This window comes from Candidatus Nitrospira nitrificans (assembly GCF_001458775.1).
Taxonomy (GTDB): Bacteria; Nitrospirota; Nitrospiria; order Nitrospirales; family Nitrospiraceae; genus Nitrospira_D; species Nitrospira_D nitrificans.
Genome location: NZ_CZPZ01000002.1, coordinates 136829 through 158411 on the forward strand (window position 1 = coordinate 136829; position 21583 = coordinate 158411).

The 21583-nt window shown below is 58.6% G+C and carries 20 protein-coding genes and 1 pseudogene; 19 read left to right on the forward strand and 2 right to left on the reverse strand.

The window, feature by feature from the left end:
• Positions 1-67: 67 nt before the first annotated feature.
• The 6 genes and pseudogenes from COMA2_RS02845 to COMA2_RS02870 all read left to right on the forward strand — a co-directional run bounded on the left by COMA2_RS02845 (position 68) and on the right by COMA2_RS02870 (position 6250).
• A complete protein-coding gene (locus COMA2_RS02845) occupies positions 68-697 on the forward strand; it encodes a TetR/AcrR family transcriptional regulator (RefSeq protein ID WP_090894463.1) in 630 nt (209 codons plus the stop codon).
• A gap of 216 nt (positions 698-913) precedes the next feature.
• Complete coding sequence (locus tag COMA2_RS02850) at positions 914-1888, forward strand: HlyD family secretion protein (RefSeq protein WP_090894524.1); 975 nt, start codon at positions 914-916, stop codon at positions 1886-1888.
• Positions 1885-2826, forward strand: a complete 942-nt coding sequence (locus COMA2_RS02855; RefSeq protein WP_090894465.1) for an ABC transporter ATP-binding protein — start codon at positions 1885-1887, stop codon at positions 2824-2826. Before COMA2_RS02850 ends, COMA2_RS02855 begins: the two co-directional genes overlap by 4 nt.
• On the forward strand, positions 2823-3965 hold the full coding sequence (locus COMA2_RS02860) for an ABC transporter permease (RefSeq protein ID WP_090894467.1): 1143 nt from the start codon (positions 2823-2825) through the stop codon (positions 3963-3965). Before COMA2_RS02855 ends, COMA2_RS02860 begins: the two co-directional genes overlap by 4 nt.
• A gap of 301 nt (positions 3966-4266) precedes the next feature.
• A pseudogene (locus COMA2_RS21230) lies at positions 4267-5178 on the forward strand (IS30 family transposase).
• Between the two features lie 157 nt (positions 5179-5335).
• A complete protein-coding gene (locus COMA2_RS02870; RefSeq protein ID WP_090894469.1) occupies positions 5336-6250 on the forward strand; it encodes a hypothetical protein in 915 nt (304 codons plus the stop codon).
• A 358-nt stretch (positions 6251-6608) separates the two neighbouring features.
• Here the strand turns inward: COMA2_RS02870 and COMA2_RS02875 are convergent, their stop codons facing one another.
• Positions 6609-7487 (reverse strand): pirin family protein, encoded by an 879-nt coding sequence (locus COMA2_RS02875; protein ID WP_090894471.1) that lies wholly within the window; start codon positions 7485-7487, stop codon positions 6609-6611.
• A gap of 106 nt (positions 7488-7593) precedes the next feature.
• Between COMA2_RS02875 and COMA2_RS02880 the strand changes: the two genes are divergently transcribed.
• The 13 genes from COMA2_RS02880 (at position 7594) to COMA2_RS02935 (ending at position 19768) form a co-directional block, all read left to right on the forward strand.
• Positions 7594-7926, forward strand: coding sequence for a winged helix-turn-helix transcriptional regulator (locus tag COMA2_RS02880; protein ID WP_090894473.1), 333 nt, complete (start codon positions 7594-7596; stop codon positions 7924-7926).
• Positions 7927-8195: 269 nt separating this feature from the next.
• Positions 8196-8336 carry a hypothetical protein gene (locus COMA2_RS20015; RefSeq protein WP_175304357.1) on the forward strand — a complete coding sequence of 47 codons (141 nt, stop codon included), beginning with the start codon at positions 8196-8198 and terminating at the stop codon, positions 8334-8336.
• 10 nt (positions 8337-8346) lie between these two features.
• Complete coding sequence (locus tag COMA2_RS02885) at positions 8347-8832, forward strand: DoxX family protein (protein ID WP_090894475.1); 486 nt, start codon at positions 8347-8349, stop codon at positions 8830-8832.
• 223 nt (positions 8833-9055) lie between these two features.
• Positions 9056-9589, forward strand: a complete 534-nt coding sequence (locus COMA2_RS02890; RefSeq protein ID WP_090894477.1) for a hypothetical protein — start codon at positions 9056-9058, stop codon at positions 9587-9589.
• A 204-nt stretch (positions 9590-9793) separates the two neighbouring features.
• Complete coding sequence (locus COMA2_RS02895; protein WP_090894478.1) at positions 9794-10033, forward strand: hypothetical protein; 240 nt, start codon at positions 9794-9796, stop codon at positions 10031-10033.
• A gap of 10 nt (positions 10034-10043) precedes the next feature.
• The gene (locus tag COMA2_RS02900; protein WP_090894480.1) at positions 10044-10349 is read left to right on the forward strand and encodes an STAS domain-containing protein; all 306 of its coding nucleotides are present in this window, start codon (positions 10044-10046) and stop codon (positions 10347-10349) included.
• A 181-nt stretch (positions 10350-10530) separates the two neighbouring features.
• Positions 10531-11775 carry an efflux RND transporter periplasmic adaptor subunit gene (locus COMA2_RS02905; protein ID WP_090894482.1) on the forward strand — a complete coding sequence of 415 codons (1245 nt, stop codon included), beginning with the start codon at positions 10531-10533 and terminating at the stop codon, positions 11773-11775.
• Positions 11772-15023 (forward strand): multidrug efflux RND transporter permease subunit, encoded by a 3252-nt coding sequence (locus tag COMA2_RS02910; RefSeq protein WP_090894484.1) that lies wholly within the window; start codon positions 11772-11774, stop codon positions 15021-15023. The genes COMA2_RS02905 and COMA2_RS02910 overlap by 4 nt, the downstream gene beginning before the upstream one ends.
• Positions 15023-16453: an efflux transporter outer membrane subunit gene (locus tag COMA2_RS02915; RefSeq protein ID WP_090894486.1), complete on the forward strand. Its 1431-nt coding sequence runs from the start codon at positions 15023-15025 to the stop codon at positions 16451-16453. Before COMA2_RS02910 ends, COMA2_RS02915 begins: the two co-directional genes overlap by 1 nt.
• A 5-nt stretch (positions 16454-16458) precedes the next feature.
• Complete coding sequence (locus COMA2_RS02920; RefSeq protein WP_090894487.1) at positions 16459-17055, forward strand: nitroreductase family protein; 597 nt, start codon at positions 16459-16461, stop codon at positions 17053-17055.
• Positions 17056-17372: 317 nt separating this feature from the next.
• Entirely contained in the window at positions 17373-18104 is a 732-nt protein-coding gene (locus tag COMA2_RS02925) for a glucose 1-dehydrogenase (RefSeq protein WP_090894489.1), read from the forward strand.
• A 69-nt stretch (positions 18105-18173) separates the two neighbouring features.
• The gene (locus tag COMA2_RS02930) at positions 18174-19124 is read left to right on the forward strand and encodes an NmrA/HSCARG family protein (protein ID WP_090894491.1); all 951 of its coding nucleotides are present in this window, start codon (positions 18174-18176) and stop codon (positions 19122-19124) included.
• Positions 19124-19768, forward strand: a complete 645-nt coding sequence (locus tag COMA2_RS02935; RefSeq protein ID WP_090894493.1) for a DNA-3-methyladenine glycosylase family protein — start codon at positions 19124-19126, stop codon at positions 19766-19768. The genes COMA2_RS02930 and COMA2_RS02935 overlap by 1 nt, the downstream gene beginning before the upstream one ends.
• A 452-nt stretch (positions 19769-20220) precedes the next feature.
• On the opposite strand, the gene COMA2_RS02940 is transcribed toward COMA2_RS02935, so the two are convergent.
• Entirely contained in the window at positions 20221-21498 is a 1278-nt protein-coding gene (locus tag COMA2_RS02940) for an IS256 family transposase (RefSeq protein WP_175304358.1), read from the reverse strand.
• Between the last annotated feature and the right edge of the window lie 85 nt (positions 21499-21583).

Below are 21583 nucleotides of genomic sequence, written 5' to 3' on the forward strand. Positions count from 1 at the left end.
CGCGCTTGACAGATCTCCAAGGAAACTTATAGTACTAATACAGTTTTCATAGTATCTTTCAGGTGTAATGTCGTCACGTAGATTCAGGCCGCGAGAAACGTCAGTCGATCATGCCGCAGCTCGAAGAGTGATCGCCGCGGCTCGCCGTCAGTTCTTTGCGCATGGATTTCGATCGGTGAGCATGAATGATCTTGCCGCCGAATTGGCCATGAGCAAGAAGACTCTGTATGCCTGTTTTTCGAGCAAGACGGCGCTCATCGAGGCCGTCCTGAAAGACAAAGTCGGGGAGATAGAATCGGACCTTGGCCAGTTGGCGAAAGAGCAAGATTCCGATGTCGAAGTGGCGCTCCACCAGTTTCTCGGCTGTCTTCAACGGCATACCGCGGAGATTCAGCCGGCGTTTGTGAGAGACATCGGGCGTGAGACACCGGAACTGTTTCAATTCGTCGAGCGACGGCGACGCGAGCTGATCCGCCGTTATTTCGGGGCGCTTTTCGAGAATGGGAAGAAAGCGGGCATGATTCGAACGGACATTCCTACCCATCTCATCATCGAGATTTTGCTTGGCGCGGTCCAAGCCGTCATGAATCCGCCCAAGCTGATGGAACTCGGTTTGACGCTGGAGACCGGCTACTCGTCCGTCATCCGCATCATTTTGGAGGGATCGTTTGTCGCCAAGCCGAAAGCGGTGAACTGATGCGTCATGGCGGAGGGAGCCCCATGCAGATTCTCTATCAGGATGCTCAAAAAGTCCGCCAGCGGCGTTCTCGCATCGCTCAGAGGCTCAACGTACCGAAGCGTACGCCTCGCCTCCTCGCTTGCTGCGGCCTTGCTGGACGGCCTTTTTGAGCATCCTGCGCAGCTAGTTGATGTCGTCCAAAACCACGATGCCTGTCCCGGCAACAGGAGTAAAATGAACTTTTCCGCAGTCTGCTATGTCGTTCTCGCGCTGACGGTGGGGAGTGTGTTGCCTGGGTGCCGTCAGCCTCCCTCTGATCTGGTCCAAGGCTACGTCGAAGGAGAGTACATCTATGTCGCCTCGCCCCACGGCGGGGCCTTGGCTTCGCTGTCGGTCCGGCGCGGAACGCAGGTCGGCGCCGGTGATCCCCTGTTCGCGCTGGAAGAGGTCTCGGAGAAAGCGGCCAGAGACGAAGCAGCGCGGAAGTTGAGCCAAGCACGGGCGAATCTTGAAGACAGGAAAAAGGGTAAACGACCATCCGAGATTGAATCCCTCCGGGCCCAGCTCAAACAGGCCCAAGTCGCGCTGCGGCTGTCGCAGCGCGAAGTCGCGCGCCAAGAAGGACTCGCGGCGGTGCCCGGCGCGGCGGTAGAGCTCGAGGTGGATCGCGCGCGATCATCGTGGGATCACAACCAGCAGCGAGTCGCCCAGCTTGAAGCCGATCTACATACGGCGCTCTTGGGTTCCCGCGCCGATCAAGTGGTTGCGGCCGAGGCCGAGGTCCGCGCCAAGGAAGCGGCGCTGGCCAGGGCGGAGTGGGATCTGGCGCAGAAGCGCCAGGTTGCGCCGAAAGCCGGGTTCGTATTCGACACCCTGTACCGGGAAGGTGAATGGGTGCCGGCGGGCCGCCCTGTCGTTGTCCTACTGCCGCCCGCTCACATCAAGGTGCGGGCATTCGTGTCTCAAGCGAGGCTTGGGACGATCAAGCTTGGCGATCCGGTGCAGGTCATGGTCGATGGTGTGCAGGGCTCGATTCATGGGAAGGTCGGCTACATTTCACCGCGGGCCGAATATACGCCACCCGTCATCTACAGCCAGGGAAGCCGTGAGAAATTGGTCTTCATGGTTGAAGTGCTGTTCGACCAGGCTGCGGCGGCCGATTTGCATCCTGGTCAACCGGTGGACGTGCGATTCGGGGCTGTCCAATGACAGGGGATCGAAACGGAGGGCCGTTCGTCATCGATGTGCATGGGATGACAAAGCGGTTCGGTTCGCGCGTCGTCGTCGATCACATCGGGTTGCAAGTGCGTCAAGGAGAGATTTATGGCTTTCTTGGACCGAACGGCAGCGGGAAGACCACCTTTATCCGGATGCTCTGCGGACTTCTGCGGGCGGATGAAGGCAGCGGGACCTGTCTGGGCTATGACGTGATCGGCCAGAGCGAAGCGATCAAAGCCGCCGTCGGCTACATGACCCAGCGGTTCAGCTTCTATGAGGACCTGAGCATCGCCGAGAATCTGGACTTCGTTGGGCGCATGTTCGGGATTCCCCACCGGCGCGAGGCGGTGGAACGGAGCCTCGAACGGCTGGGTCTCGCCGGTCGGCGGCAACAACTTGCCGGTCAACTCTCCGGGGGCTGGAAGCAGCGACTGGCGCTGGCCGCTTGCTTGATCCATCAGCCGCGGCTCCTCCTGCTCGACGAGCCGACGGCGGGCGTCGATCCCAAAGCGAGACGGGAATTCTGGGAACAGATCCACGAACTGGCCGCCGACGGGCTCACGTTTCTGATCACCACGCATTACATGGATGAAGCCGAGCGCTGCCACCGACTCGCCTATATCGCCTACGGAAAGCTGCTCGCGGATGGGACTGTCTCCGACGTGATTCAGCAGGCGCGGCTCACGACCTGGTCGGTCACTGGTCCGGACCTCCATCGACTGGCCGTGAACATTCGTCGACAGCCCGGGGTCCGACAGGCGGTGGCGTTCGGGGATCGACTGCACGTCAGCGGCGACGACCCGGACGCGCTGGAAACAGCGGTGGCGGCGTTTCGCGCGACTCCTTATGAATGGCATCGGGTGGACACCGGGCTTGAAGAGGTGTTCATCCATCTTATGCAACACGCGTCGGATAACGTTGCATCATGAACGCGCGCTCGGCATTTTCAGGTTCCCGTTTTTGGGCGATCGTCGTGAAGGAATTCATTCAGATGCGTCGCGACCGCGTGACCTTCGGGATGATAGTCGGCATCCCGTTGATCCAGCTCGTCCTCTTCGGTTTCGCGATCAACGCGGATCCGAAGCACCTGCCGACAGCGGTGTTGCTGGCCGACCACGGCCCTCATGGGCGGAGCATCCTGCAAGCGATTCGCAACAGCGACTACTTCGAGTTCGTCCGCATGGTGGCGACCCAACAGGAAGCGGACAATGTGTTGGCGCGTGGAGAAGCGCAGTTTGTCGTCAACATTCCCCAGAACTTTTCGCGCGACGTGCTTCGCGGCGAGCGACCGGCGATCCTCGTTGAGGCCGACGCAACCGATCCGGCCGCGACCAGCAATGCCATCGGCTCATTGCGCCGGTTGATGACGACCGCGCTCCAACGGGATCTGACGGGTCCCTTGGCCTATCTTGCGGGAACCGACGACCCGATCGATTTGCGGGTCCACGCGCGCTATAACCCCGAAGCGATCACGCAATACAACATTGTGCCCGGGCTGATGGGTGTCGTGCTGACCATGACGATGGTGATGATCACCGGCCTGGCGATCACGCGGGAACGGGAACGGGGCACGATGGAAAATCTCCTCTCGATGCCGACGAGGCCGTTTGAAGTCATGATCGGGAAGGTGTTGCCGTACGTCCTCGTGGGCTATATCCAAGTGATACTGATTCTGCTGGCGTCTCATCTGCTGTTCAGCGTGCCGGTGTACGGCAATGTTCCCATGCTGTTCGTGTCGGCCTTGGTCTTCATTGTGGCCAACCTGGCGATGGGCATCACGTTTTCCACCTTGGCGCAGAACCAATTGCAGGCCGTGCAGCTGTCGTTTTTTTTCTTTTTGCCCTCCCTCCTGTTGTCGGGGTTCATGTTCCCGTTTCGAGGCATGCCGCAATGGGCGCAATCGATCGGCGAGGTGTTGCCTCTCACGCACTTTCTGCGGATTGTGCGGGGGGTCATGCTGAAGGGCAATGGCGTGGAGGAGGTCGCGCTCCAGCTCTGGCCGATCGCCCTATTCGCGGTCGTGGTGTTGGCGATCGGGGTCAAGCGGTATCGCCAGACACTGGATTAACCCACGACACCGTCTTCTCTGACGAATCAATCCATCGGAATACCTGCAGCCCAGCCCGTGAAGATGGCGAGCTGAACAGTGCCGCTCCTTCGGCACCGTGCTGCGGGATCGGCAGATCACCTTAAACTCCTTCAGTCTCAGGGTCTCCCTCGGCCATGTATCTTCACAAGTATTCCCACTACTTGGATAGTGCCAGCTATTCAAGTTGCTCCGGCATACATGTTGCGCATCCCAATACATGAATCCTTGAATTCTAACTCCAAGTGCGACACTACCGGCCCGGATGGGCTACGGGGTTGCCATGTCAACGAGATCCTATCGTCACATGAGTGCGGAAGACCGTGAGACGTTGAGCGTGGGCTTGGCCCATGGCCATTCGTTGCGGATGATGGCCAGCGTGTTGGGGCGCGCCCCCAGCACCATCAGCCGCGAGTCGGCTCGCAACACCACGCGAGGCCATCCCTATCGAGCCTGTACAGCACAGATACGGGCGACTGCGCGAGCGTGGCAGCCGCGACGACCGCGCAAAACTCCTGGATCCCTGGCTCTGGCAGTACGTGAGGACGCATCTAGTCGAGAGCTGCTCGCCCGAACAGATTGCGGGGCGCCGTCGACCCACGTATCCTGACAGCATGCGGAAACAGCTCGGGCGCGAGGGACAGACCACCGTGGCCAGCTTCCCAATAGGACGCCGATCACGGCGCGTCCCGCCGAGGTGGCAACCCGCACGGTGCCCGGTCACTGGGAGGGCGACTTGATCAAGGGTGCGCGCAATGGGTCGGCCGTCGGCACCCTGGTGGAGCGGATCACACGCCTGGTCATCCTGGCCAAGATGAACGGAACCGATGCCACGAGTGCCCGCCAGGGTTTCACCAAGAAACTCCGGCATGTGCCTGCGATGCTGCGCAAAACGCTGACCTATGATCGCGGGAAAGAGAGGGCCGAGCATGAACGCCTGGCCGAGCGGCTCGCGATCAAAATCTCCTTTGCCGATCCGTACAGCCCCTGGCAACGCGACACCAATGAGAACACAAATGGGTTGTTGCGCCAGTACCTCCCCAAGGGGACGGACTCGTCGGGTTGCACCCAGCGCGAGTTGAACGCCATTGCCCATCGTCTCAACACGCGCCCACGCACATGTCTGGACTTCTCGACGCCCGTGGAAGTCTGCGCGCAACTGCGTCAGTATTCACCCGTTGCACTTGGAACTTGAAACCGCCACCTTTAAATAAGAGAGGGTGATCGTGGCAACCATAGGATTATCCCAGAAGAAGTTGAAAGTCCTGGAGAACCGTACTGACTCGATCCGTTGTCCCAGATGCATGGGACTTAGGGAAACGTCAAACTAAAACGAACAGAGGAGGAACATAATGAAGGCAAAGTTGATAAGTTTCGGCGTGATGGTCTTGAGCTTGTTGATAGTGGCCCCCTACGGGTTTGCTGACGAAACAGGCAATCATGGTGTTGCCGCGCCGACAAAGGTCAGCGGCGTTGTTTCAAAAGTGCAATCAGGCCTTATCCACGTGAAAACATCTTGGGGATCGATGACCTTTTCATTGCCGGGTTCCGAGAAGCTGAAAGTCGGTGAAGAGGTGGAGATGCAGGTGAATGAGAACAATGCCGTGATCGACGTTCATCGAAAAGGAGAACCCGCTCATTTCCATCGGTATGTCACTGGGGACTTGGTCTACACGTCGTCCGACCGGAGAGAAATCAAGCTCTGGACTCCTGAAGGCGAAAAGAGCTTCGATGTGCAGGCAGGCCGTTCAAAACTCGCACAATTTCAAGAGGGTGCGCCAGTCACCATTGAGCTGAATGAAGAGGGAAAACTGATCGACATTCATAAATTCACCGTCGAAATGGTCGTCAGTGATAATCCACGCACGCGACCGGGGTATCGAATTCAAGCTCACGGGACGGTCGAGAAGATTCAGTCAGGTCTCATCTTCATTAAGACTCCCACCGGACGGTATACCGTCCCGGGCAAGCTCGTGCCATCCAATGCGGCGGTCGGTGATGAAGTCATGCTGTGGATCAATGAAGAAGGATTGGTCATCGACGGACATGGGGAGAAGCGGCAGGCAGGTCTCCACCGTCTGGTGTTCGGCAAGTTGGTCTATGTCGGCAGGGATAAAAAGCAAATCAAATTACGGACTCCGGAAGGCGAGAAAGTGTTTCCGTTGGAACGCCTGGAAGTCAAGGCCAAGGTCATCCCTGAAGGATCGAACGTCGTCGTCGAACTTAACGAGGAAGGCACCGTCATTGAGCTGAAGAAGGCTCAATAAGATCAACGGAATCAGACGGTCGGCACGTTGAACAGCGTGGTTCTCGATACCATGAGTGGGAATGTTGTAGCCGTGGTCGTCGGACTTCCTCTATCCAACGACCGCTCAGCGCTGGAAAGCGCGGTTACACCACAAATCAGGGACATCGTGAAAGGCATAGAGGAACAGACTCAATGAACGGCTGATGGCAAACTCGATCATGGTCCAATAGGAAGTAGCGGTCTATAGCAATGATCCTGCCACGAATAGTTGGTCGGGATTCCGGTGATGCCGATACCCCGGCTAAGCTATGCCGGGGTATCGTGGGCAATCATCTTTACCTCGCATTCAATCCGCAGGGATTACGGGTGTGCCCGGCTCACCGGGCAAGTGGCTCGGACGAGCCCACTTGCCCGAAGCGGCCGTTGTTGAAATCGTACGAGGCCTGGCGAATTTCCGCCTCGCTGTTCATGACGAACGGGCCATAGCCCACCACCGGCTCATCGATGGGCTCGCCTGTCAAGATGAGCACGATCGCCTCGCGATCAGCGTGGAGAGTGACGTCGCTCCCGTCGCGCTCAAACCGAACAATCTCTGCTTCATCTACGGTCTGCGCGCCGTTGATGAGCACGTTTCCGGAGAGCACCGCCATCATGGCGGTATGCCCTTCAGGAAGGTTCAGCGTGAGATCGGTGGCTCGATCGAGGCGCAGATCCCAGAGGTTGACGGCTGTGAATGTGCGAGCCGGTCCACGGACCGCGTGGAATTCTCCCGCGATGACCCGTGCCGTTCCACCCGCCAAAGGGACGACCGGAATGTCGCGGCTGGTAATAGCCTGGTAGCCGGGAGGATTCATTTTGTCCTTTGCCGGAAGATTCACCCACAGTTGGACCATGCGGAAGGGGCCTCCTGTCTTGCTGTAGCTCGGCGAGTGGAATTCCTCATGGATGATGCCGCGAGCGGCGGTCATCCATTGGACGTCACCCGGTCCGATGACTCCGCCGTTCCCGGCCGAATCCCGGTGCGCGACCTCTCCGTCATAGACGATCGTCACGGTTTCAAAGCCGCGATGCGGGTGCTGCCCCACGCCTCGTGGACGGTCGGTGGGATCGAACCGATGCGGACCCGCATAATCGAACAGCAAAAACGGGCTGACGGCCGCGCTGTCGTGATGGTAGGAAAACAGCGATCGCACGGGGAACCCGTCCCCGACCCAATGGCTACCGTCTGACCGCAGAATGTCGGCAATCTTTTTCATGGGCGCTCCTTTCTCGATGCGATATCTCGAACCTTTCATCTCTCGCTGAAAGGTAGTATAGGTTCGTCTCAACAACTTTCAAGTACGGTCCAGGAGGATACTGCCATTGGCAAAGAGCATCGGTTGTCCGACGGAGCAGACACTCGACCTGGTTTCCGGTCGGTGGAAGGTGATGGTGATCTATTGGTTGCTCAAAGGCGATCGGCGCTTTAACCGGTTGCAGCGCGATCTCAGCGGCATCTCACACCGGACACTGACGAAACAGTTACGGGAACTGGAAACCGATGGGTTGGTGGAGCGACATGATTTTGCGGAGAGACCACCGCGCGTTGCGTATCGCCTGTCGGCGCTGGGACATTCTCTCGAACCCATCCTGCTTGCGATGCATGAATGGGCGGTTGCCCATCCGCAGGTCAAGCGACAACACCGACGCTCGTGAAGAGTTGGTGGACCGAACCTCTGTCCTTATCCGACAGTTCTGCCGGCCGCAGATCGTTCATCCTATGACGATCGGTCTCGGCACCTGACGAACCTTCGTCATCTCCGTTCCAGCCCTCTCGGTGTCTGCGGCACTGATCCATTCCGAAACAACCGACTTTCTCAAGAGAGGTCAAGACGTTAGTCCGGTGGACTGTAGCGCGGCCCGAATCTGGAACGCCCCTTGCCATAGGTCTTGGCAGCATTGCACGAAGAATGGGAGGAGACGCCATGAACGAGGTGATTCTATGGAGCTTGTGGTACGGCGCGCTCGGAGCCTTACCGCTGAGCATGACAAGGCTGTTGATCAAGAATGCGATGGTGCGGATCACGGCTCGCTCTCGGCGGCCTGCGCTGGTTAGACGGAAATAGGAGGTGTCCCATGTTGTTGTTCAAGACAGATGATTCGTGGGCCGGTCTTATTCTGCGGGTCTGCCTCGGCGTGGTGATGTTTGCGCACGGCGCGCAGAAACTCTTGGGTTGGTTCGGTGGAAACGGCTTCGAGGGGACGATGGGATTCTTTACCCAAAAAATGGGGCTGCCCTGGCTCGTGGCTTTCCTCGTCATCATCGGAGAGTCTCTCGGCAGTCTGGGATTGATCCTTGGGTTTCTGACACGGTTCACCGCGGCGAGTTTCATCGTGATCATGATCGGCGCGATTGCGACGGTGCACTGGCCTCAGGGGTTTTTCATGAACTGGTTCGGCCAACAGCAGGGAGAGGGTTTCGAGTATCACCTGCTGGTCATGGCCATGAGCGCCGCGCTTATCGTGATCGGTGGGGGAAAGTGGGCATTGGACGGTGCCATCGCTCGTTGGCTTGAGAGAGGTGAAGGCGCTTCAGAACAGTCGGTAAGGAGAGCAGCGTGACCGCAGTGCCGGAAAGGAAGACGCAGGTGGATCATTATCTTCATCTTCCGGGGGGTGATCGCGATTTCGGTTCCGGCATAAGGAAAAAGAAGCGACTTTGGAACAGCCGGTGAAAAGCTACTTACGGGGTGATGTTGTTCTGATCTGACTAAACATGCTATGAATCACGATCTTGAAAGACATGAGCGGGCTTTCGGGTGGACCACATTGAAAGGAGACGGGCATGAGGAGTTTCAGTTATCTGGTGTGTGTGATTGGAATGGTTCTTTTCCTTGGGCAAGGGACCGGCTCTGTGGCGTATGGGAAGACCGTTGAGGCAGGAGACTCCAGTTCCAGTTGGAGCGGAACGGGCGAGTTCTTGGAACTTGGAAATGGAGACCAGGTCGTCAATGGAATGGTGAAAGGGGTGCTGATCTCCCGTCATAAAGATGGTGGCAAGATGATCGTCCATTCATCCAAACTGGCCTGTCCGGTGCGCGTGAATCTCAACAGAAACAAAGATTATCAGGCGATAGAAGGCCTCTGCACGATGGTGGCGCATGAAGGCAAGGATGTCGGATATGCCCACTGGAAGTGCACCGGCAATTTGAAAGAGTGTGTGGGTGATTTCACCTTTACGGGCGGTTCCGGTGGTTTCACCGGGATGTCAGGAACCACTCCTTTCCAGACCAGCATCGTCTTTGAACTGCAGGAAGGGAAAAACGGCCAAGCAATCGGGTATGCGGTCTGGCCGAACTTGACCTATACTCTGCCTTAGTCTCCATTCCCAGGCACGCGCCGACCGTTCGGCAGCGTGCCGGGGAATCGGCAGGTTACTCCCCGGTTCCTTCAACGAACACTCTCTTTCAACGGCCTATCTTCACTGTATTTCCGTAATTTGGATGGGCCAGGCTTTTCAATCTCTCCTGGAACATATGTTGCTCAGTATCAAGACAAAACCCTTACACAAGGGAGGTCAACCATGGCGACGATGGTGGGATCGGCAAAAAAAGAACTGAGCGGCACGATACGTTGTTCGAGATGCACGGGACTTATGGTCGCGGAAGAGTCGTTCGATTCCAGTGCCGGTGGAACTCAGGCCGGTTCCTTGGCGAGGCGTTGTGTGCAATGTGGAGAAGTCGTTGACCCGGTTATTCTGGCGAATCGCTGTTTAAAACTTGGAATCGATCCAGGTCGAACCTTCGAAGAAGGGCTGCGGTAAGGATGAGCTCATGTTGAAGATTACCGGTCGGCGAGAGGCAACGACGGAGGGCGTCTCCCTCCTCATTGAGGGACGTCTTGCCGGCCCCTGGGTGGAGGAGCTCAGTGCCTATTGCCGTAAGATGTCCGAGGACCATGAACGTTGCGCGGTGATCGATTTGACCGGCGTGACGTTCATCGATACGGAGGGGAAAGAGCTATTGGCCCGCCTGTGGCGGCAGGGGGCAGAGCTGCGGGCGTCCGGCTGTTTGACGAGATGTGTCGTAGAAGAGATCATCGGGGCCGGCAGGCTCGATCCATCGAGTCAGTCAAAGTAACGATGACCGGTTTGCTTCGAGGGCGACGCAAGAGGAAACGTGACGCGTGGTTCTCCATTGTCGGTGCAATGTCGAGAAATCTTATCTGTGTTGGACTTGTCGCCGTCTCGCGCGCGCCGGTACAATGACATCTTTGTCCGCGGCGGAACATTGACGAGCGATAAAGAGCAAGGTGGATCGAATGGGTTTTTCAGATACGTATCTGTTTAGAACTGTCGCGGTGCTGCTGGTATCAGCCGCAATAGCCGCGCTGCCTGGTTGCAAAGAGGATGCAGGCTCGGCTCCTTCCCCTCCTCCTCCTATACCGCAAGTGGAAGTCGTGACGGCGATCGCGCGGACCGTGCCGGATGAACCGGAATTCATCGGGCAGGCGGAAGCGTCTCGTCCGGTTGAAATTCGCCCTCAAGTCACCGGTATCCTGAAAGCGGTGCTGTTTTCGGAAGGGCGAGAGATCAAAAAAGGCGCCAAGCTTTACCAAATCGACCCCGTGCCGTTCGAGGCGGCTTACAAAAGCGCGCAGGCCAGGATCGCGGAGGCGGAAGCGCGATTGGTCCAAGCCAAGCAGGATCTGGCCCGTGTGAAACCGCTGCTTGAGGAGCAGGCCGTCAGTCAAAAGGATGTGGACGATGCGATCGCGGGGGATTTGACGGCAAAGGCGGCGTTGCAACGGGCGCAGGCCGATTTGATCAAAGCCAAGTTCGACTTCGACAACACGACGATCGTCGCCCCGATCACCGGGCTCATCGAGCGGAGCCGGTATTATGAGGGCCGGTTGGTCTCGGCTCAAACCGATTTGCTGACCATGATTCATCGCATCCATCCGATGTACGTGGTGATCAACGTGCCGGAAAGCTTTCTGCTCAAGCGGCGGCAAGATGCCATCGCCGTGGGGCTTCAACATCCCGGACTCTCCCAGTTGAAAGGCACGGTCATCTTGGCCGACGGCAGCGCCTATGCGCATGAGGGCGTCCTTGATTTCGCCGATGTCGGTCTGCGGACTGAAACAGGGTCGAGAAGGGCTCGATTCGTCGTCCCCAATCCAGACGGCATGCTGCTGCCGGGACAATTTGTGAAGGTGCGATTCAAGGGAACGATGAAAGACCATGCCCTGTTGGTGCCTCAGCGAGCGGTTCAACAGGGTCCGCAAGGTCCGATCGTGTTTGTCGTGGGCGACGGGGATAAAGTGGAAATTCGTCCGATCAAGGCGAGCAGCTGGCAAGACCAGGAATGGATCATCGAGTCGGGTGTGAAGTCCGGCGAGCGGATTATCGTGAGCGGCTTTCATACGGTGGCGCCCGGAGCTCCGGTCAAACCGATTCCGGCCGCCACATCCACGGCTGACGGAAAACCGGACAACGGAACTCCGGTCGGCGTGGCCGACCCAGCGGCGGAAGCGAAGCCCGAAGCCTCTAAGGATCCACAGTGAGTTCACGCTTTTTCATCGAACGGCCGATCTTTGCATCGGTTCTCTCCATTGTCATCGTGGTCATCGGACTGGTGGCGCTCGCCACCTTGCCGATCGCTCAATTTCCTGACATCAGCCCGCCCGTCGTCCAGATCGAGGCCGACTATCCCGGCGCCAGCGCGGAAGTCGTGGCGGATTCGGTGGCCCGGACGATCGAGGTTCAGCTGCCGGGCATCGACAATCTCCTCTATTACGACTCGACCAGCACGAACGACGGTCATGTCAGCATCAGATTGACGTTCGAAATCGGCACCAACGTGGATATCGCGCAGGTGCAGACGCAGAACCGGGTGAAACTTGCCGAACCTCAGCTCCCGCCAGAAGTTGTCCGGCAGGGAATCAGCGTCTTGAAATTTTCTCCGGACCTTCTGGTGGTCGTTGCGCTGACTTCGACCGATCCGACCCAAGACTCGGTCTTTATCTCGAATTATGCGCTCTTGCGCGTGCTCGACCCGCTCAAGCGGATTCGAGGCGTCGGACAGGCCGTCGTCTTCGGGCAGCAGAATTATTCCATGCGGCTGATCCTGAATCCCGTGCGGATGGCTCAGTTGGGGCTGACGCCCACCGACATCGTCAGCGTGGTGCGGGAGCAAAATCGGGACTTCCCGGCCGGACAAGTGGGGCGAGAGCCGGCGCCGAAGGGAACGGAGCTCACGATTCCGATCATGGCGCAGGGCCGGTTGACGGAAGTGAGCGATTTCGAAAATCTCATCGTTCGGGCCATGCCGGACGGATCGATGGTCCGATTAAAAGATGTTTCGCGAATCGAACTGGGAGCCCAATCCTATGTGATGCAAGGACGATGGAACGGGAAACCGAACGTGTTCCTGATCACCTTCCTGGCTCCCGGCGCCAATGCGCTCGACACGGCCAAACACATCCGCGCTGAAATGAACGAACTCGCCAAGTCGTTTCCGCCGGGGCTGATGTACGACATTCCGTATGACACGACCAAGTTCATCGAGGTCTCGATCAAGGAAGTGCTGAAGACGCTGGCCGAGGCGATGATCCTCGTCATCCTCGTCGTCTATCTGTTTTTGCAGAGCTGGCGCGCGACCTTGATTCCCGCCGTGGCCGTTCCGGTGTCCCTGATCGGCACATTTGCCGGCATGGAGGCCTTGGGGTTTTCGATCAATACGCTCACGCTGTTCGGCATGGTGTTGTCCATCGGGGTCGTGGTGGACGACGCCATTGTGGTCGTCGAGAATATCGAACGGCACATGAGGGAAGAAATGTTGCCGCCCAGGGAAGCCGCCAGGAGAGCCATGGCGGAGGTGACCCGGCCGGTGATCGCGATCGTCCTCGTCTTGGTGGCGGTGTTCGTGCCGGTCGCATTCCTCGGCGGGATCATCGGCGAACTCTATAAACAGTTTGCCATCACGATCGCCATGGCCGTGACGATCTCCGGCATGGTCGCGCTGACGCTCAGCCCCGCGTTGTCGGCGCTGGTCTTGAAGCCGGGCGGCGAACATCACGAGACGGGATTTTTTGCGCTGTTCAATAGGATGTTCGACTGGACACGGGATCGTTATGCCAGGGCGGTGGATCTCGTGATCGAATGGCGGGCCGTATCCTTCGCGGTGTTTGCGGTGATCGTGGTCGCGGCATTGGGGCTCTTCCGCGTGATTCCTCCCGCCTTTTTGCCGGAAGAGGACCAAGGGTATTTCATCACGATCGTGCAACTGCCCGACGGCGCCTCCAAGCAACGGACCGATGAGGTCCTGAAGAAGATCGAACGGTATTTTCTCTCGGTCCCGGCCGTTCACTCGACCGACGCGATGTCCGGCATGAACTTCGTCTTCAATACGCGGGGTCCCAATTCCGCCACCATGTTCGTGCCGTTGCACCACTGGGACGAGCGCAAGCCGGGTGAGCATGTGCAGGCCTTGGTCGGGGCGGCCTATGGAGAGTTCGCGAAAATTCCGGAGGCCTTGATTCTCGCGTTCAACGCCCCTCCGATTCGCGGGATCGGCGCGACGGGCGGATTTTCGCTGCAAGTCCAGGATCCGAGCGGGGGAGATTTCCCGAAATTGGCCGCGGTGACTCAGCAATTCGTCGCAAAGGCCAAGGAGAATCCCGCGATCGCCGGGATCGGCTCCAATTTCCGCGTCACCGCGCCCAGGCTATTCGCCCATGTCAACCGTGAGCGGGCGAAGGCGCTGGGGGTGCCGATTTCCGAGATCTTCGACACGATGCAAGCCTACTTCGGTAATTTCTATATCAACGATTTCCTCAAGTTCGGCCGAGTCTATCGCGTTCAGACGGAGGCCGAGGCCGAGTTCCGGTCGAGCCCCGACGACATCGGGAACGTCTATGTGCGCTCGCTGAGCCCGGCCGCCGCGGCGCTCGGCGGCAGAAGCGCGCCGGCTCTCGGAGGCACGGGCTTGGGGGATATGATGATCCCCCTCGATACGGTCGTTGATACGGAATTCAGGAGCGGTCCCGATCCGGTGACGCATTTCAACGGTTTCAATACCGCCTGGGTGCTGGGAGCCGCGGCCCCCGGCTACAGTTCCGGTCAGGCCCTCGAAGCGCTTCAACGCACGGCGCAAGAGGTGTTGGTTCCGCAGGGCTACACCCTGGAATGGAGCGGCATTTCTTACCAGGAAGCGAAGGTCGGCGGGCAGTCCGGATTGGCGTTTGGGTTCGGCCTGTTGATGGTCTTTCTCGTGCTCGCGGCGCAATTCGAAAGTTGGACCGTGCCGCTTGCCGTCATCCTCGCGGTGCCTTTCGGAGTCTTCGGCGCCATGTCCACTGTGTGGTTGCGAGGAATGACGAATGATATTTATTTTCAGATCGGCTTGGTGACGCTGATCGGATTGGCCGCCAAAAACGCCATCCTGATCGTTGAATTCGCCAATCACCGCCGAAGCGAGGGCATGCCGCTCCGGCAGGCGGCGCGGGAAGCCGCGCGGTTGCGGTTTCGCGCGATCATCATGACCTCCATGGCTTTCATCGGCGGCGTGTTGCCGCTGGCGATCGCCAACGGCGCGGGGGCGGCCAGTCGTCAATCCATCGGAACCGGTGTATTAGGCGGTATGCTGACGGCGACATTTCTGGCGATCTTTTTTGTGCCGCTGTTCTTCGTCACGTTGCGAAAGGTCAGCGAGCGATGGGCTCCGGTGACGGAACGAACCGAGTCGTCGGAGAGGCCGCCCGGGCGGGCTCGTCAAGAATACGCCGGTACTTTAACGGACGGAGAGCATTGATGCGGTCGTTCTCGATCTTTCGTTGCGTGGCACTGCTGGTGCTCGGCGCCATCGTCACTTCCTGCACCGTGGGGCCGGACTACCGGCGGCCACCGACGGAGGTGGAGGATCGGTTTCGCATGGCGGAAGGGCCGGCGGATCTCCCCTCGGTGGCCAACTTACCCTGGTGGGATCTCCTGCAAGATGAACAGTTGCAGCAGCTCATTCGGTCGGCCCTCGAGGAAAATAACGACCTGCAACGCGCCGTCGCGACCGTCGATGAATTTCGAGCGAGGGCCCTCATAGCCCAAACCGACTATTTGCCGCAAATCACGGCAGCCGCGAACGCGCCCGCCGGTCGCAGCGCCGTGTTTTTGTTTCCCGGCTTTGCCAGCCCGTTCAACTATTACTTGTTGGGCAACCTGTCGTGGGAAGTGGATCTGTGGGGGCGCGTCCGGCGCACCAACGAAGCCGCTCGCGCCGACCTATTGTCGAGGGAAGAGAACCGCCGAGCGGTGACGATTCAGCTGGTCAGCGCGGTCGCCGAAGCCTATTTCAATCTGCTCCAGTTCGACGTGCAGCTCGATATTGCCGAGCGAACGTTGCAGTCGTGGGAAGAGTCGGTGCGGATCGCCCAGGCGCGTCTGCGTCAAGGTATGACATCGAAACTGGATGCGGATCAGTTTGAAGCGGAACGAGCCAATGCCGCGGCACGAACGGCGGAACTCCATCGGCAGATGGTTCAAGCCGAGAATCACTTGAGCATATTGCTGGGTCGTAAACCGTTTGCCGTCGCGCGCGGGCGTTCGTTGGACAAGCAAATCATTCCCCCGGACGTTCCGGCGGGCTTGCCCTCCGAGTTGTTGCAGCGGCGGCCAGATCTGCTGGTCGCGGAGCAACAGTTGGCTGCGGTCACCGCCCGTATCGGGGCCGCCAAGGCCGAACGCTTCCCCCGCATCACGTTGACCGGGTTGGCCGGTCTGGCTCATCCCGAACTGTCCTTGATCTTCACCGAGGCCTCCTCCTTCGGTGTGTTCGGCGCAGGCCTCGCCGCTCCGCTGTTCAATGCCCAAATCCTGGGCTTCCAGCAAGAAGCGATAGAAGCTCAGAGCAAACAAGCGTTGGCCCAGTACAGGCAAGCGGTGTTGACGGCGTTTCGCGAAGTCGAAGACTCGCTTGTCGCCGTTCGGACGGCTCGCCTCCAGAGCGACGCGCAACAGCAACAAGTGACCGCCTTGCAGTCGGCCCTGAAGCTGGCGGAACTCCGCTACAAGGGCGGGCTGGCGAACTATCTGGACGTGCTCGTGGCCCGACGAAGCCTGTTCGAGGCGGAGCTCGCCTGGACCAGTACGCGCCGGTTTCTCTTGGCATCGGTCGTCCAACTGTACAAAGCGCTGGGAGGTGGCTGGTCGCCCGACATGCAATCAGCCGAAGCCGGCAAGAAAGGGTAGGGACCATGGACAAACCGGCGCAGACTCAATTTCCGATCCATGACCTGCTCCTTCGTCGGTGGAGTCCCCGCGCGTTCGATGAAAGGCCGGTGGAGTCTCACATGCTGTGGTCCCTTTTCGAAGCGGCCCGCTGGGCGCCTTCTTCGAACAATGAACAGCCTTGGCGATTTATCGTCGCGACGAAACGGGACCACGAAATGGAGTGGAAGCGGCTGTTTGATTGCCTGGCGGAGGGGAACCGGGTCTGGGTCATCCGCGCGCCGGTGCTGATACTCTCGATCGCGAGCCTCAATTTCGAGGATGACGGAAAGCCGAACCGGCATGCCTTTCACGATACGGGATTGGCCGTGGAGAATCTCGTGCTGCAAGCAACGGCAAGCGGGCTGGTCGCCCATCAGATGGCCGGCTTTGACGTGGAAAAGGCGCGTGTCGATCTTAAGATTCCTTCGGGCTACGAGCCGGTTGCCATGATCGCCGTCGGCTATCCAGGTGATCCAGCCGTTCTTCCGGAGCGGCTGCGGGAACGCGAATTGCGGCCTCGAAGTCGCCGGCCGATCGGAGAGTCGACATTTTTCGGCCGGTGGGGGACACCCATCCCCTAACGAGTTGTTGGAAAACAATTTCAGCGGCTCAAGCATGGCACTCTGTTAGAGTGATCTCGGATCACAGTGGAAAAGCTCGCAGGCTGGTCAAAGAATCCGTCCGGCAAGGCCGCAGCGAGCGAAGAGGCGAATCCTAGATAGTTTTCATACGGTCCACTCATCGCCTGTTCATACAGGCGACGGGTGGACCGTATGATGAACCTCTAAGCGATGCGACCTGCCTTGCGAAGCCGCTTCGGCAAGGCGGGGAACGCCGCCGGCGGACTTGTTCAACCCCCTGATAGCGCTGTCATGAGTCGAGCAGAGGAGTCTTGCCGATGAAATCGTTGAGCGGAAAAGTGGCGATTGTGACCGGGGCCTCCAACGGAATCGGTCGAGCGATTGCGGAACGATTGGCGGACGAGGGCGCCATCGTCGTGGTGAACTATTCAAAAAGTTCGGAAAAAGCTCAACAGGTCGTGGTGGGCATTCAAGCGAAAGGCGGCAAGGCGTTGGCGGTCCAAGCCGACATGAGTCAGGTGACGGACGCGCGCCGTCTTGTGATCGACACCGTGAGACAATTCAACAGGCTGGACATTCTCGTGAACAATGCGGGCAAGTTCATGCCGAAGCCGCTGGAAGAGACGACGGAAGAGGATTTCGACGGCGTCATCGCCCTTAATGCGAAAGGGCCGTACTTTGCCATGCAGGAAGCCTCAAAGATGCTCAAAGACGGGGGACGTATCGTGAACATCTCAACCGGTGGGACGCATCTCCATTTTCCCGGAGCCACGGCCTATCTCGGGAGCAAGGCGGCGCTCGAGCAATACACCAAGGGGTTGGCTCAAGAACTGGCTCCGAAGGGAATCACGGTGAATACCGTCTCGCCGGGTTTCACCGAGACCGGGATGATGACGGAAGAATATCGGCAGATCGGGATTCAACTGACGCCGATGAAACGGCTCGGTGTGCCTAAAGACATAGCCGACGTTGTGGCGTTCATCGTGAGCGAAGAGGCACGGTGGCTTACGGGGCAGACGATCCAGGTCGGCGGCGGCATCGTCATGTAGCAACATTTTGAAACACGTGAAGCGTGAAACGCAGCGCCCGTTTGAACATCTGCTTATGAGGGGGGTTCTATGGCCGACAGAAAGATCATTGCCGTCGTGGGCGCGACCGGAGCGCAGGGCGGAGGACTCGTGCGGGCGATCGCCAACGATCAGGGCAGCGGCTTTTCGGCACGAGCTTTGACGAGAGACGTGAATTCCGACAAAGCCAAGGCTCTTGCTCAGCTTGGCGCTGAAGTGATGTCCGCCGACCTGGATGATGTGGCCGGCCTGAAGCGCGCGTTCGCCGGCGCCTACGGCGTCTTCTGTCTGACCAATTTTTGGGAACACCTCTCGCCGGAGAAAGAATATGCACAGGCGAAGAACCAGGCCGAGGCGGCGAAGGAGACCGGCGTGCGACATGTGATTTGGTCGACGTTGGAAGATACACGCAAATGGGTGCCGTTGTCGGACAACCGTATGCCGACGTTGATGGGCAAGTACAAAGTTCCGCATTTTGACGCGAAGGGCGAAGTTGAACGGGAGTTCACCAAGCTGGGCCTTCCCGTGACCTTTCTGCTCACGTCCTTTTATTGGGACAATATGATTTCTTTCGGCATGGGACCGAAGCAGGGACCGGATGGCACGCTCCTGTTTACATTGCCGATGGGAGACAAAAAGTTGCCCGGCATCGCGGTCGAGGACATTGGGAAGTGCGCCTTCGGAATTTTCAAGAGACGTCAGGAGCACATCGGAAAGACGGTCGGGATCGCCGGCGAACATTTGACCGGCGAGGAAATGGCGGCGGAGATGACCAAGGCATTTGGTCAGGCGGTTCGCTATAATGCCGTAACTCCGGAGCAGTACCGAGCATTTGGGTTCACGGGCGCCGAGGATCTCGGCAACATGTTTCAATTCAAGCGCGACTTCAACGGCGAGTTTTGCGGGGCGCGCAATCCCGCCGTCGCGAAGAGCTTGAATCCGGCATTGCAGACGTTCGACGTTTGGCTTGCGCAGAACAAGAGCCGTATTCCGTTGACTTGATGAGTCCCTTCGATTCCGACCCGACCGGCTATCTTTCCGAAGTCGATCCGGTCATGCGTCGGTTGATCGAGGAAATCGGTCCCTGCACGTTGATTCCGAAGATACGCCGTTCGCCGTTCGAGTCATTGGTCCGAGCGATCGCCTATCAACAACTCCATGATAGAGCCGCGGAGTGCATCCTTCAACGCTTCATCGCGCTCTTTCCAGGCCGGAGGTTTCCCCGCCCGGATGATCTGCTCGCCATGAACATGAGATCGGTCAGGAAAGCCGGATTCTCCCGGCCGAAGATTTTGGCGCTTCGCGATCTGGCTGCAAAGACCCTGGACGGGACGGTGCCGACAAACCGTCTGATCAGGCAATTGGCCGATGACGCGATCGTTGATCGGCTGATCGAAGTCCGAGGGATCGGACGATGGACGGCCGAGATGCTGCTGATCTTTCAATTGGGTCGCCCCGATGTCTTGCCGATCGATGATTTCGGCTTGCGCAACGGATTCCGTATTGCGTACCAACGGCCGGCGATGCCCACGCCTAAACAAGTGCTACAGTATGGCGAGAGATGGAAGCCGTATCGTACGGCTGCCGCTTGGTACCTCTGGCGTGCGGCAGATCAGAAAAAGAGTTTCAAACCTGCCCAGTTGTGATTCAGGGGATGCGAAGGTATGGCCGTTAATCATTCATGAGGAGGGTGGAGACATGTTGAAGCGGGGCTTCATAGTAGTGGCTGTGCTGATCCTGGCAGGATGTGTTTCAGCCAGAGGTTTCGACCGAGGAGCGCTTCGCCAGCAATTAGCCCAAGATGCACCCCATCATGTCACAAGTCCCGATATTCAGCGGGCGCTTGAATTGAAACCGCAGCTAAAATTTCCCTTTCGACTCGCAGTGTATCTACAGTCAGGTTCTACAAGTGTGACCGACAATGAGTGGTCGCCTAACTCAGGCTATGGTCAGCCATCGTCGCATTCAGCAAGTACCAAGGATTGGAGATGGGAAGGTGCGGATAAAGATCAAATTCTATCGGAGATAGAAAAACTGAAAGGAATTATCAAGATGTCCGTTGAAAATGTTCTGAGTCGCTCCATGGTTATGGCTCTTGTCAGGCTGCCTTCTTGCTCGGCACAGAGGCCGCCTCTGTCTGCTCGGTCTCAATTGTGGCCCTGATCTGCGTAATCTCGGCATAGCCCTTGACCTTCCGGAACCGCTGCTCACAGCAGAGCAGCACGGTCCCCAGCCACCGCTGAAGCATCACACTCCCGCGGATTCGCTTGAGGTTCCGCTCACTGTGCCGGACCAGCGAGAACATGCTCTCGATTGGATTGGTGGATATGAGCGTCTTGCGCAGCAGGGGCGGCACCTTCAGCCGATGCAGGGTCAATAATTCCTCAAAGGCTTCCCGGAGCGATGTGGCCGCTGATTCGTTTTTGGTTCGGAGCCAGGCCTCCAACTCCTGCAGCATCCGCCTCGCGTCGGCATAGCTGGTCTGCTCCAACGCCGTCATCAGCCGCCGATGCGCCTCTGCCCGATACGGCTTTGCCAGGTGCCGCTGTAGATTCCGGCTCTTGTGAATAGCACAGCGTTGATGCACCAGCTTCTTACCGAACCGGGCTCGAAGCGCCTTGATCAGCCCACTGCCGCCATCGGTGACAAACAGAATTCGGCGGGAGAGGACCAGCCCGCGACGCTCCAGGTCCACAAACAGCGCCTCACAGATCTCGTGATTTTCTGAAGAGCCCTGCCAGAACCCCAAGGCCTTCTTCTCCCCACCCTGGTCCACCCCCAGGGCGACGAGAAACGCCTCGCCCCCTCGGTGGATGGTGTCGAGGAAGAGGGCAAATGGCGTGACGTCGGCCAGAGATCGTTGTTGGAACGCCTTCAGTTTCGTCGCGGTCAGCTCCACGAGCTTGCGAGAGACCGAGGAGGCGGACACGCCGAACGCCCCTGCGGCCTCGATCACGGTGTCCGCGTAGCGCTGCGCCGACACGCCTCGGAGAATCTTCGCCAACAGTTCCTCCGAAAATGCCCCCGGCGCACGCATCCGGGCATAGGACTGCAGGGTCAGCTCTCCCTGCGTCACGTGCCGCAAGCGGGGGCGCGTCACCTTGACCTTCTGGTCTCCCAGGAAGATCGAGCCGTCCTCATGCGCCCACTTTTGAAGAGCAGGGTCCGTCGGATGGTAGTCCGGTCCCGCGATCTCCTCGCGCTCCATCAGCATGATACTCTCACCCACCATCCGTCCCATCTCCAGCATCACCGCATCCAACGCTTGTTTCCCGGAGTGAATGACACGGACCAGGGTCCCCAGCATTCGGTCCTCACCCGTCATCGCTCGCAATCCTGCCAACACCTGTTTCCGTTGTCTGGTCTCCCGCCTCATCGGTGGCTCCTTTCCTGTGTGCCCGTAGAGTATTCCACGGCAGGAGCCCCTCATTCAAAATTCAACGGACTTCAATATAACTCCA